Origin of the sequence: Catalinimonas alkaloidigena, assembly GCF_029504655.1 — a bacterium.
In the GTDB taxonomy this organism is placed as follows: Bacteria; Bacteroidota; Bacteroidia; order Cytophagales; family Cyclobacteriaceae; genus Catalinimonas; species Catalinimonas alkaloidigena.
This window is the reverse complement of record NZ_JAQFIL010000001.1, coordinates 3,108,152-3,121,568: the sequence shown is the minus strand read 5'-3', so window position 1 is coordinate 3,121,568 and position 13,417 is coordinate 3,108,152. Positions and strand designations below refer to the sequence as shown.

Annotated in this window: 8 protein-coding genes; 3 read left to right on the top strand and 5 right to left on the bottom strand. The window is 40.2% G+C overall.

The window, feature by feature from the left end; genetic code table 11:
- The first annotated feature begins 117 nt into the window (after positions 1-117).
- Together OKW21_RS12775 and OKW21_RS12770 are read left to right on the top strand one after the other, a co-directional pair.
- Entirely contained in the window at positions 118-3,864 is a 3,747-nt protein-coding gene (locus OKW21_RS12775; protein ID WP_277479917.1) for a PVC-type heme-binding CxxCH protein, read from the top strand.
- A 101-nt stretch (positions 3,865-3,965) separates the two neighbouring features.
- Positions 3,966-4,559 (top strand): 3-keto-disaccharide hydrolase, encoded by a 594-nt coding sequence (locus OKW21_RS12770; protein ID WP_277479916.1) that lies wholly within the window; start codon positions 3,966-3,968, stop codon positions 4,557-4,559.
- 65 nt (positions 4,560-4,624) lie between these two features.
- On the opposite strand, the gene katE is transcribed toward OKW21_RS12770, so the two are convergent.
- Entirely contained in the window at positions 4,625-6,700 is a 2,076-nt protein-coding gene (gene katE / locus OKW21_RS12765; protein WP_277479915.1) for a catalase, read from the bottom strand.
- A 399-nt stretch (positions 6,701-7,099) separates the two neighbouring features.
- On the opposite strand from katE, the gene OKW21_RS12760 reads away from it, so the two are divergent.
- On the top strand, positions 7,100-7,729 hold the full coding sequence (locus OKW21_RS12760; protein ID WP_277479914.1) for a PQLLE family protein: 630 nt from the start codon (positions 7,100-7,102) through the stop codon (positions 7,727-7,729).
- Positions 7,730-7,782: 53 nt separating this feature from the next.
- Here the strand turns inward: OKW21_RS12760 and OKW21_RS12755 are convergent, their stop codons facing one another.
- The 4 genes from OKW21_RS12755 to recQ all read right to left on the bottom strand — a co-directional run bounded on the left by OKW21_RS12755 (position 7,783) and on the right by recQ (position 13,356).
- Entirely contained in the window at positions 7,783-8,265 is a 483-nt protein-coding gene (locus tag OKW21_RS12755) for a gliding motility lipoprotein GldH (protein WP_277479913.1), read from the bottom strand.
- Positions 8,266-8,353: 88 nt separating this feature from the next.
- On the bottom strand, positions 8,354-9,493 hold the full coding sequence (locus OKW21_RS12750) for a PSP1 domain-containing protein (RefSeq protein WP_277479911.1): 1,140 nt from the start codon (positions 9,491-9,493) through the stop codon (positions 8,354-8,356).
- Between the two features lie 275 nt (positions 9,494-9,768).
- Positions 9,769-11,064 (bottom strand): phosphoribosylamine--glycine ligase, encoded by a 1,296-nt coding sequence (gene purD / locus OKW21_RS12745; RefSeq protein WP_277479909.1) that lies wholly within the window; start codon positions 11,062-11,064, stop codon positions 9,769-9,771.
- Between the two features lie 93 nt (positions 11,065-11,157).
- Positions 11,158-13,356, bottom strand: coding sequence for a DNA helicase RecQ (recQ, locus tag OKW21_RS12740; RefSeq protein WP_277479908.1), 2,199 nt, complete (start codon positions 13,354-13,356; stop codon positions 11,158-11,160).
- Positions 13,357-13,417 lie beyond the last annotated feature (61 nt).

Here is a 13,417-nt window from a genome sequence, read left to right as displayed (position 1 = left end):
AGCCTACTGATTTACCAGACAATCACCATGATCAAAACTATCACAACAACCTTTTTACTGGCAATAGTTTGCCTTAGCTGTAGTAAGCAATCCTCAAATTCCAGGGAAAACCAAACAATGATTCAGCAGCTTGGTGAGCTTAGGATTGAGCAAAATGAAGCATCAATTTCCGTATTTCCTAAGAAGGGTTCAGAACCTATTTTAGTACAGAACGCTAAAGAAGATTTTCGCCCCTACCTGCATCCCATCAAATCTCCTGATGGAAAAAGTATTTTGACTGAATACAGCCCGGGCCATCATAAACACCAAACAGGCTTATATTGGGGATTTACCAGGGTAAATGGTAGAGATTATTTTCATCATCCTGAAAGTGAATACTGGCAGAGAGTGTCTGCTGAAGTTATGACATCTGAAGGAGAAGAAGTGGAGTGGCAAACGATATATCATCTGTTGGATGAAAAAGGGGAGGCTGTTATGGAAGAGACGCAAAACTGGAGCATGCGAGCAAAAGATGATAAGTATCTGCTGGAGCTGGAATGGAAAGGAAAAGCTCTCAAGGCTATTACAATTGGTGAATATGATTATGGCGGGTTATTTCTTCGCATGCCCTGGGAAGAAGGTATGCCGGCTGAGGTAATAAACGCCGCACGTCAGCGGGATGAAAAAGCAGAAGGGCAAAGGGCCATGTGGCTGGATGTAGGAATGCAGGTAGAAGGGCGTGAAGATTTTGCCCACATTGCCATTTTTGATCATCCTGAGAATGAAGGTTTTCCCCAGACCTGGCGGGTAGACGGACAATTTGGCGTGGGGCCAGCACGTGCTCGTATGGGAGATTGGACCATTGAGGAAGGTGAAACCGAAGTGATTCATCACCAAATAGTGGTCTACACTGGTGATCTCAATGATGTGGAACTTACCAATCTGTGGGAAGAATACCAGGGCGGGCAATCCATGTATTCAACAGCTTCGCTTTGGAAAATTGCTCAGAAGGAGGGAAGAGAAGCTAAATTTCTCACACCGGATGAGGCAGTCAAGAGCATGACAGTACAAGATGGTTTTAAGGCCAATGTATGGGCTTCTGAGCCTATGATGTCGCAACCGATGGCTTTCTGCTGGGATGACAAAGGGAGGCTCTGGGTTGCTGAAAACCTGGATTATGAATCCAGGGGAAGCGGATTCTCCAATTCCGGTGACAGCCGTATTCTGATTCTGGAAGATACCGATCAGGATGGTAAGGCAGATACACGCAAAGTATTTCTGGAGGGAATTGCTTTCCCCGCTGCGCTGGCAGTTGGTTTTGACGGTCTTTTTCTTGGAGCACCACCCAATTTACTCTTCGTGCCCGATCGGGATGGTGACGACAAAGCTGATATGGAGGACATAGAAGTGCGTCTTACCGGCTGGGGAATCCGCGACCGGCATGAAACCTTAAACAGTCTGCACTGGGGACCGGATGGCTGGCTGTATGGTTTACAGGGCTTTGCTACACCTTCCAAAGTCAGAAAGCCTGTAGGAAAAGGGAAATTATATAAACACAATGACCCCTTCCCTGAGGATTTGCTGGAAGGAATAGGAACTGATATCAACGGAGGCGTTTGGAGATACCATCCTACCAAAGATCGCTTTGAAGTAGTGGCGCATGGGTTCAGCAATCCCTGGGGCATAGACTATGATGCTAAAGGACAATTATTCATCAGTGCTTGTGTGATTCCGCATATGTGGCATGTTATTCCGGGAGGGATTTATCATCGTCAGGGAGGACAACATTTTAATCCCTTCGTTTATAATGACATCAAGACAATTGCCGATCATCGTCACCGCTCAGCCCATGGCGGGGCTAGAATATATCAGTCAGATGCTTTTCCGGATGAACACCAGGGCAGAATTTTTATGGCTAATATTCATGAGCATGCTGTTCTTTCAGATGTGCTGGAGCGTAAAGGTTCAGGCTTCACTGCTCATCATGGAGATGATTTTCTGATGGCTAATAATGCGCAGTGGGTGGGTTTCAGCATGGAAGTAGGACCCGAAGGCGCATTATACGTGCTAGACTGGCACGATGCGGATATTTGCGGACAGGAGGTGCTCAATAGTAAGACAGGTAGGATTTTTAAGATTTCTCCTGAAAACTCACAGGCAGAACAATGGAAGGGAAGATATGATGATTTAACAAAAATGACGGATGCTGAATTAGTCAAGCTTCAGACCAGCAAAAGCAATTGGCATGCGAGAAGAGCAAGGGTAATTTTACAAAACAGAGCTAGTAAAGATGCGCTGGATGAACAAACCCATGGACAACTTCGCCAGCTTTTTCTACAAAACGCAAACCCTGACCATCGCCTCCGGAGCATGTGGGGATTGCATGTCACAGGAGGATTTACCGGTGAACAACTCATTGAAGCATTGAATGATAATGACGAATATATACGGGGCTGGGCTATACAACTGCTTTGTGAAGATAAATCTCCTTCTTTAAAAGCTTTAGATAAGTTTAAACAAATGGCGATTAAGGATCCATCTCCTGTGGTAAGGCTTTATCTGGCCTCAGCACTGCAAAGAATAAAATTTGAAGGGCGATGGGAAATTGCTGAAGCATTGACACTACATGCAGAGGATGCCGAAGACCATAATTTACCCAAAATGATCTGGTATGGTATTGAGCCACTGGTTGAACTAAATCCTGAACTTGCACTGGATATGGCCAGTAAAAGTAATATTCCAATGCTGTCACAATTTATAGCCCGAAGAGCAGTAGATGCCGATGTCATTGAGCCGCTTATCGTGAAAATTGGTGAGGCTCCGGAATCAAGGCTTGATTTACTGGCAGGGATGCGTGATGGATTGGAAGGAAGAGTAGACTTGTCAGCCCCCGTGAACTGGAAGTCGGTCTACGCTGAACTGCAAGCATCTCCTAAACAGGAGGTAAAGCAATTGGCTTTGGAAATTGCCCAGCAGTTTGGAGATACTGAAGCTGCTCAACAATATCTGGCCACCCTAAAAAACAGTAATGCCCCGATTGAGCAAAAGCGAAGTGCACTAAACAATCTCGCCCGTCAGCAAAGGGAAGAATTAATCATTGAACTACCCTCACTACTGAATGATGAAAACCTTAGAGCAGATGCGATCCGGGCTATAGCTGAGTATGACCATGTACCTTTGGGAAAATTACTGCTAAAGCAGTATGATGATTATAGCAAAGTGCAACAGTTAGAAGTTGTGCAGGCATTAGCATCTCGCCCCGCATACGGATGGATGTTGACTCAGGCCATAAAAGAAAATAATATTCCAAAGTCAGATATACCTGCTTATGTCGTCCGGCAACTACGCCGGGTGGTAGGGAGCGGATTTGTAGAAGTTTGGGGGCCTATTGATGCGTTAAATGCTAATCTGAGTGAATCATATGATAAGTATCAGGCTCTACTTTCTAATCAAGCATTGACCAATGCCAATCTGGCAAATGGGAGAGTATTATTTCAGCGTACTTGCGCTCCTTGCCACAAAATGTACGATGAGGGTGGTAACTTAGGTCCGGACATTACGGGTTCAAATCGGACTAACCTTGATTACCTACTCAGCAATGTTTTGAATCCCAGCGGGGAAATTCAGGATGATTACAAAATGGTAGTGGTGACCACCCGCGATGGGAGAACGTACACCGGAAATATAGCTGCTGAAAATGAGCGACAGCTTACACTAAGGGTAGTAGGACAGGAGGCAGTTCAAATCAATAAGTCAGAAATTCAGTCCAGAGAAACTACTCCAAATTCTATGATGCCATCTGGTCTGTTTGAGACCTTAACCGATAAGGAGGTAATAGATCTGATAGCCTATTTACAAAGCAGTGAACAGGTGAATATACCATAGTTATCCTTACAAATACCTTGATACTGTGATGTAATAAAGAATAATTTTCAGTAAACTGCTTATTCTAAAAGTGAACCAATAATAAAACTAAACACAACAACATGAGAACTAAATTGCTAGGGGTATTTGTACTCAGTATGATCTTGGCGATGGTACCTGCCAAGGAACCGAAGATGAAAAAAATATTTAACGGGAAAAATCTCAAAGGCTGGGTAATTCCTGAAAATAACATTTGGTGGAGCGCAGTTGATGGTATACTTACTGCTAAAAGTGGCCCGGACAAGAAAGGATCAATTCTATGGACCAAGAAGGAATATGGAGACTTTATCGTTCAGGCCGATTTTAAAATGGGTGAAGGTACAGTAGATTCGGGAATTTTTATCCGCTCAGAAGATCAGCAAATCCAAATAGGGGAATCGGGCTCATTAAAAAGAGATATGACTGCTTCTCCATATATACCCGGAAAAGGCTACCCTGTGGAAGCTGAAGGTGTGAAAAGTTTACTAAAAATGGATGACTGGAATACGATGAAGGTAAAAGCAGTAGGGAATAAGTATACAGTTTGGCTCAATGGAGAGGAAGTGATGAACTACACTTCAGAAAATGTACCTGAAAAAGGTCAGATTGGTTTACAACTACATCCCAACAGAGACATGGATATTGAATTCCGTAATATTATGGTTGCTGAATTGTAAACTGAGATAAGAGTATCTAAAAAGATAAGCATGGGCATTAAATCAACCCATGCTTTTTTTATTATTTATACAGCATTTACCTTACTTTCTCTATCCCAGAATCTTATTTTACGACAGGCCAAAATGAAATCTGAAGCAACATTCGGATTATCCAGGCTTATACAACCTTCATCCAGGTTTTCAGCTATCCCGGCTTTTTCTAGTAATGGCATCGCTGAGGAAGTGTAGCCAATGAATTTCATATGCGCAAAAGCATCAGCAACAAAATCTCTGGCAGTAGATTCTTGTTGTAGAGTTTTTACTTCTTCATCAGAAAGTAAAATGACAACTGCGTCATAAAGTACAGAGGGCCCTCCATCTATTTTTTGCTTAGCCTTAATCCAACTGCCATCGCTGGCTTCAACTCCTCCGACCATTGGCGCTACTACTTCTAGCATAGCCCCTTCTTTTTCAACTTCATCTTTCAGGGCTTTATAAATATTAATATCTGCACCATCAGAAAGGAATACCCCAATCTTGCGGCCTTTAAAGCTCTTGGGTGTATTCTTTAAAATGCTTAGTGCTGGTGATTCTTTTAAATCCATTTTAGTAGGTCTGGCAGCTTCAACAGGTTTTGGCATCTCTTTGATGCGCAAACCTTTAGCTACTTTTTCAGCAAGGCTATTGTCAATATTTAACAAATGAGATACAACTCTTTCCCTTACTTCTATTTTATCTACTTTACTCAGCTCAAAAACCAGAGCATCAGCCATATGATTCTGCTCAACAGGGGTTTGACTAATGTAGAATTGTCTTGCCTGACTATAATGGTCAGCAAAACTTTCTGATCTTACCCTTTCTTTGACACCATTTTCTTTACTGGGATAAGAATGGTACCCCATTTCAGAAGATTCACGAGGCCCTCCTTCACTGCCCCAGGAATTCGGTTCATAATTTGCCCTGCCTTTAGGATTTGTCATTGCCATATGACCATCTTGCTGGAAGTTCATAAAAGGACATTTAGGAGCATTGATAGGGATATGTGTAAAGTTAGGGCCTCCTAAACGCTTTAGTTGAGTATCCAGGTAAGAGAAATTACGTCCCTGTAGCAATGGATCATTGGTGAAGTCTACGCCAGGCACAATATTTTGCGTGCAAAACGCAACCTGCTCGGTTTCCGCGAAGAAATTATCCACCACACGATCAAGGACCAGCCTTCCTACAGGACGAACCGGTACTTCTTCTTCAGGAATGATTTTAGTGGCATCCAATATATCAAAATCAAACTTATCAGCGTAGTCATCATCAAATAGCTGCATACCTAATTCCCATTCAGGATAATCTCCGCTCTGAATAGCATCCCATAGGTCACGACGGTGGAAATCAGGGTCGGCACCATTAATTTTAACAGCTTCATTCCATACTACGGATTGTAAACCCTGTTTTGGTTTCCAATGAAATTTCACATATGTAGATTTCCCTTCAGCATTTACCAATCGGAAAGTATGAACGCCGAAGCCTTCCATAAATCTAAAGGAACGGGGGATGGCACGATCCGACATGATCCACATGATCATGTGCATACTCTCAGGCATTAATGAGACAAAGTCCCAGAAGTTGTCATGGGCAGTTTGCGCCTGAGGAAAGCCACGGTCCGGCTCAGGTTTGGCTGAATGAATCAGGTCGGGAAATTTTATAGCATCCTGAATAAAGAAAACAGGAATGTTGTTACCCACAATGTCCCAGTTGCCTTCCTGGGTGTATAGTTTTACTGCGAACCCTCGTACATCTCTGGCCAGGTCAAATGATCCTTTGTTCCCTGCAACAGTAGAAAAGCGAACAAATGCGGGAGTTTTCTCTCCTTTACGCTGGAAAATATCTGCTTTAGAATATTCGGCCAATGAATCATAAAGCTCAAAAAAACCATGAGCTCCAAAACCACGGGCATGTACTACTCTTTCAGGAATACGTTCGTGGTCAAAGTGGAATATTTTTTCACGAAAGTGGAAGTCTTCCAGTGCAGTTGGGCCTCTGCTTCCTACTTTTAAGGAATTTTGATCATCAGATACCGGGATACCCTGTTGTGTAGTTAATATGCGGTTTTTATCATTTGTGGTTTGATGAATTTCTCCACCTTTCCCGACATTTTGGTTTTCAGACATGTGCTTTAAAATTAAAAAGTAATATAATTATTGTTAAAAAAATAGATGTGATTATGTGTAAATCACTCTTAAAATTAAGGTAAATAAAGTGCTATTAAAAGGGCTAATTACGATTTTTTTATGATTATTATTACTTATTCAGGTAGGTATTTTTCTGTGTTATATTAGTTATTTTTTCTTTAATTATCGGTATATCTACTTCAAATGGTAGCAGCAGTAAAGTAAAGAAATCAAGCTTAATCAGACATTAAATTTATCAATCTGTATCTCTATATCATATCGTTTTTTAGCTATTGATGCATTTTTAAAATTTCACACATATGTGCCTTTGTTACTGCTTTATATAAACCCGCCTGAAAGATTGAAAGTACATTTGCTGCAATTGAAAAAATATATTCTATGAAGCACCCCATTGTATACTTTCTTTCTTCATCACGATTAGCGATAGAAACCGCAATGAAGAAAAAAGCAATTCTTGAAAAGTTGAAAAAAGTAGGGTATGATTTGTCAAAATTAAAGGAAGGAAAAGCTTTAAATGAGAAAGCTACAATCATGCAGATGCTTTCAAACGATAAATGGGATGAGAGTATCTCTCAAAAACCCAGCAAACATTATGAAGTAACGCAACAAGCTTATACCAAACACTTACAACTTGCTCGCCTAACCTTTCATGGAAATCCAGAGATGAATCAGTCGCTTATGCTTTCAGAAATCAGTGGGCTGAGCGAACATTGGTTAGATAGAGCTAATAAATTTTATACTATATTATTTGAAAGAGAGGTTGATGTGTATGGACTTACAAAAGAAGAAGTTCTCCAAATGAAAACGGAAGTTCAAGCCTTATTGGAAAACAGAAATAAAGAAATGTCTGTCAAGGATAATACGCTTAATAATTTGGACCAAAAGAACCTGGCTTTTAACGAATTGGAGCAATGGATGCATCATTATCGTGATGCCGCCTTCCTCGCCTTAAAGGATAATGAGCAGCTGCTAGAAGAGCTGGGTTTCAGAAAGTCTGTTTCACAATAGTTTGAGCTAAAGCGATAATTTATCAAGTATAATTTGGGAAAAGATATTTTGGTTTATTCCACTTTTTCTACTCTGACTCCTATTGATAGTAAGTCTTTTATAGTATCGGTACGCATGTATTGCTCAAGTCTTATTTGGTAAACGCCAGCGCTATCAAATTCATATTCTGGCATTGCCATGATTTGATGAGAAAATATGTCTCCGCTTCCGCTACCATAGGGTTTCCCCGTTTTGGGATCAAAAAGTAACATATTATGAAGATCAGTTGAAATAGTTCTGCCCAAAGTATCTTCAAGGTAATACGTAAGATATAAGTTGCGGTAGGGATAACTTATCGTATTTCTAACATTCCAGTAGATATTATACTCTTCATCCGGATTGCTAATTTCAAAGCGAAATGATGGTACTGTGTCTACATTCCACTGTTTATTTGCAAAGTTGTAGTTTTCTTCAAATAGCCGATTGCTATCACAAGCAGAAAAAAGTAATAGAATTACGATCGGGAGTATTTGAACTTGTGGTTTAAGCGCTTTCAATAGGAAAATTTCTTAGGGACAAATGATGATTCAAAACTAAAAAAAAAATGCATCCTGACAGACAATCTCCCAGGATGCGTAAGTTTTTTTAATCATTTTTTCTGTTTCTGTTCTTTCTCTTGCCTGACTTCTTCTTTTTCCGCTTCTTCTTCTGGTTCTGGTATTTTTTATCCATTTTAACCAGATCATTATTCAATACATCTTGCTCGCTTTGGGTAGAAACCGCATTATCCTGAAGTGTATCTGGGGAAATTTTCTTCCTGTTTAACTCCAATATCTCTTTTACTCTGTTTACTTTGAGTGGTATCCAGGAATTTTCTTTTTCATAACTGAACCACATGATTTTTCTGAAGATATCAGTCTTCTGAAGTGTAGCAGGACCGGCTTTAGTTTGAAGCGGAGCATCTAATTCAGGAATATCCTCTAGGGCTGTCATATATGTCTCAAGCTCATAATTCAGGCAGCATTTTAACCTTCCACACTGGCCTGAAAGTTTGCTGGGATTGAGCGATAAATTTTGATAACGAGCGGCAGATGTAGAGACGCTCTTAAAATCACTTAACCAGGTAGAACAGCAAAGTTCTCTTCCGCACGAGCCTATACCTCCAAGTCTTCCCGCTTCTTGTCTCAGGCTGATCTGCCTCATTTCAACACGTATCTTAAACTCACCAGCCAGAATCTTGATTAGTTCACGAAAGTCAACACGGCTGTCAGCGGAATAATAGAAAGTAGCTTTATTGTTATCAGCCTGGTACTCTACATCAGAGAGTTTCATTGTTAGTTTTAACTCCTCAATTATTTTGCGTGTACGATACAGAGTAGGCATCTCACGGTTAAGCACTTTGTGGAAGGCTTCCATGTCTTTTTCATTGGCTACTCTGTAAACTTTTCGGATATCATCATTATTGGCGATCTTTTTTTTCTGCATTTGCAGTCTCACAAGTTCTCCCTGCAAAGATACATAGCCAATGTGATGCCCATTAGGTACATCAACCACTACCGGATCACCTGTGACTAATTCTAAATCATCTGTATTTCTAAAAAACTCTTTTCTTCCGCCTTTAAATTTAACCTCAACTATATCAAATGTGTTATTACCGGGTAGGTCCATATTTGACAACCAGTCAAACACATTCATTTTATTGCAGGCTCCGGTTCCACATCCACCGTTGTTTTGACAACCGCCGACGCTTGCGCCATTACCTGAGCTACAAGTGCTGCATCCCATAATTTAATCTATATATTTATCAGAAGTAGTAGGCATCCTTATGATACTAACCACTTCTTCGCTTGTAAAAAAATGATTCAAGCTCAATGTATTCTTACTTAATAAAAAAGTATAATTAGAACTTTGAGCTTAAATAGAATAGCGAAGATATTAAGTAAAAATTACTTTACAATCAAATTAAGTCTAACCGGATTAGCAATAAAAAATAAAAAAAGCCTGAACGTTGTCATTCTTCATGCAAGTCAGGCGTAAGGTAGCAGAAGGTAAGGTTTCATTTAAAGTGTCAGCAAGTCCTGACCTATATCTTTTCGGTAGTAATAGCCATCCCACACAATTTTTTGAACGGAACTATAGCTTTTATCTAAAGCTTCTTGTATGTTCTTACCAGTACCAGTTACTGCCAATACTCTCCCCCCATTGGTCAATACTTTTTCATTTTCATCACGAGTACCGGCATGGAAGACTAGTGCCTCAGATACGTCAGTAATACCGGTGATTTCTTTTCCTTTTTGATAAGCATCAGGATAACCCTCTGCTACCATAACCACGGTAGAAGCAATCTCTTTAGATATTTTGAGACGCTCAGATGCTAGACGTTGGTTTGCAGTGGCGAAAAGTATGGGGAGAATGTCATTTTCAATACGAGGTACAACTACCTGAGTCTCAGGGTCACCCATACGCACATTATATTCTATCACGAAAGGATCTCCATTGACGTTCATCAGACCTATAAAGAGAAATCCCCGATAGTCAATATGCGCTGCTTGTAATCCTTTTATTGTAGGTTTAACTATACGTTCTTCTACTTTTTTAAGAAAATTTTCATCAGCAAAAGGTACTGGGCTTACTGCGCCCATACCTCCGGTATTCGGTCCAGTATCGTTTTCTCCTATTCTTTTATAATCCTTTGCTTCAGGAAGAATCAGGTAGTCTTTACCATCAGTAAGTACAAAGACTGAAAGCTCAATGCCCTTTAAATAATCCTCTATAACGACCTTATTACTTGCGCTTCCAAACTTGTCGTTCAGAAGCATATCTTTCAAATTGGCCTGAGCATCTTCATAGGTTTGGCTGATAATCACTCCTTTGCCAGCAGCAAGTCCATCTGCTTTAAGTACAATAGGAAGGGATTTGCTTTGAATGAACTTCAGCCCTTCCTCTATATTATCTATGGTAAAAGTTCGGGAGGCGGCAGTTGGAATTTTATTTTTGAGCATAAATTCCTTTGCAAAGTCCTTACTCCCTTCCAGGGTAGCGCCTCTCATATCAGGACCCACAATCGCTAATTCTTTAAAAGCTTCATGTTCCTTTAAATAATCAGTGATTCCAGCAACCAATGGTGCTTCAGGGCCAACTACAAGCAACTGAATATCATGCTTAGTAATAAACTCTCCAATCTGGTGTTTCCCTTGACTATCAAAGGATTTTCCAAGCTCAGGTATGTTAGTGGCTACCTGTAAAGTACCCGCATTGCCGGGGGCAACGAATAATTGATCACATTCGGGACTTTGGCTGATTTTCCAAGCTAGCGCATGCTCACGGCCTCCGGAGCCAAGAATGAGTACATTCATAAAAAAAAGATGGTTAGGAGTTGCATATAGCCCGTAAAGCTAATAAAAAAGCACTGCAACCCGCAACCATCTCCTGAAAGTAAGGTGAAATTATTAATTGGCGTATTCAGACATAAACTTAACGCGCATGAGTCTTAATTCTTCTTCTGAAAAATCACTACCAAACTCTTCTAATGCTAAATCTATACTGTCAGAATCCGCGCTTAGAAAATAGTCATAAAGCTCATCCTGTTGATCTTCATCTAATATCTGATCAATATAATAGTCCAGATTCAGCTTTGTACCGGAGTTACAGATGAGCTCAATTTCTTCCATGAGTTCATCCATTGTTATTGAACGTGAATCTGCTATTTCTTCCAGATCTACTTTTTTATCTATTTGCTGAATGATAAAAATCTTGTTCTTTGATTTGTTAACAGCAGATTTAATGACAACATCAGCAGCGGTTACTATGTCGTTTTCTTCAACATATTTACTGATCACTTCAATAAAAGGCCCTCCAAATTTCATGACTTTGCCCATACCTACTCCATTGATGGCAGCAAGTTCGTCTTTGGTAGTAGGGTAGGTAGTGGCCATTTCTTCCAGTGAAGGCTCTTGAAACACTACATAGGGAGGTACGTTTTTTTTCTTGCTGACGTCTTTGCGAAGCTTCTTAAGAATATCATATAAATTCTGATCGTAAGATTTAGCATTATGCTGAGCTCCGTTCCCGCCTTGTGCGGAGGTTTCAAACTCTTCTTCCTCACCCAGATCTTCGTAAACATGATCTTTTGATAGTTTGATCGGATGTGGATTCAGGATAAACTCTTTGCCTTTATCAGTCAACTTAAGAGAACCAATGTTTTCAATATCTTTTTCCAGATACTCGAAGAGTAAGGTTTGACGAACTACCGAGTTCCAAAAGAAATTATCCTGCTCTTTACCCTTACCATATACTGAAAGTGTATTGTGATCATAACTCATCACATACTGGTTCTCTGAACCTCTGATTACATCTACTAGATGCTGTATGCCAAAACGCTCATCGGTAAGCTGAACGGTTTGAAGCACTGTTTCAACATAAGACTGCGCTTCGTATTGTTCTTTGGGCTTGATACAGTTATCGCAGTATCCACAATCTTTCTCCAGGATTTCACCAAAATAGTGAAGAAGCTGCCTTTTTCTACATACTGAAGATTCAGAATAGGCAATCATCTCATGCAGTAGCATGCGGGCATTGTCACGTTCAGTAACCGGCTTATCCTTATTGAATTTCTCAAGCTTTAGAATATCATTATAGCTATAGAACATGAGGCAATTTCCTTCCAGTCCGTCACGACCTGCCCGGCCTGTTTCCTGATAATATCCTTCCAAGGATTTAGGAACATTATAATGAATAACAAAGCGTACATCTGGCTTATCTATGCCCATTCCAAACGCGATAGTAGCTACGATAACATCTAGATCCTCATTCAGAAAAGCATCCTGATTACGCATACGGACCGAAGGATCCAGACCCGCATGATAGGGAGCGGCATTAATATCGTTTACTCGCAAAAACTCAGCTATTTCTTCAACTTTTTTTCTGCTGAGGCAGTAGATGATTCCGGACTTACCTTTATGCTTTTTAATGAACTGAACAAGCTGCTTTTTGGCTTGCTTTTTTGGCCGAACTTCATAATACAGATTCTCCCGGTTGAATGATGATTTAAACAAATCAGCATCCTCCATCTGAAGGTTTTTCTGGATATCAAGCTGTACTTTAGGCGTTGCGGTAGCCGTTAAAGCGATTACGGGTACGTTTTCACCTAATTGTCCGATGATGGTTTTTATTCGTCTATATTCAGGACGAAAATCATGGCCCCATTCAGAAATACAATGAGCTTCATCTACTGCCACAAAAGTAATATTGGCTTCCTGTAGAAATTTAATATTTTCCTCTTTGGTAAGAGATTCGGGGGCCACATACAAGAGCTTAACCTCTCCACTGAGTGTTTCCTTTTTTACTCTGTTGATCTCAGTTTTATTAAGCGTAGAATTTAAAAATTGAGCGTTGATGTTCAGCGCATTCAATTGATCTACCTGATTTTTCATCAGGGCAATGAGAGGAGAAATTACGATAGCAGTTCCATCCTGTATAATAGCTGGTAATTGATAGCAGAGCGATTTACCAGCTCCAGTAGGCATTATTACAAATGTGTTTTTTCTGTTTAGTATATTTCTTATAATTAGCTCTTGATTCCCTCTGAACTGGCTATATCCAAAATACTTTTTTAGATATACTTTGAGGTTAGTTTGCTGTTCCACCATTATCTAATCAATGTTATTTTTTTTCTTCCACAAATACAACATATTGAATCTCGTGAAAAAT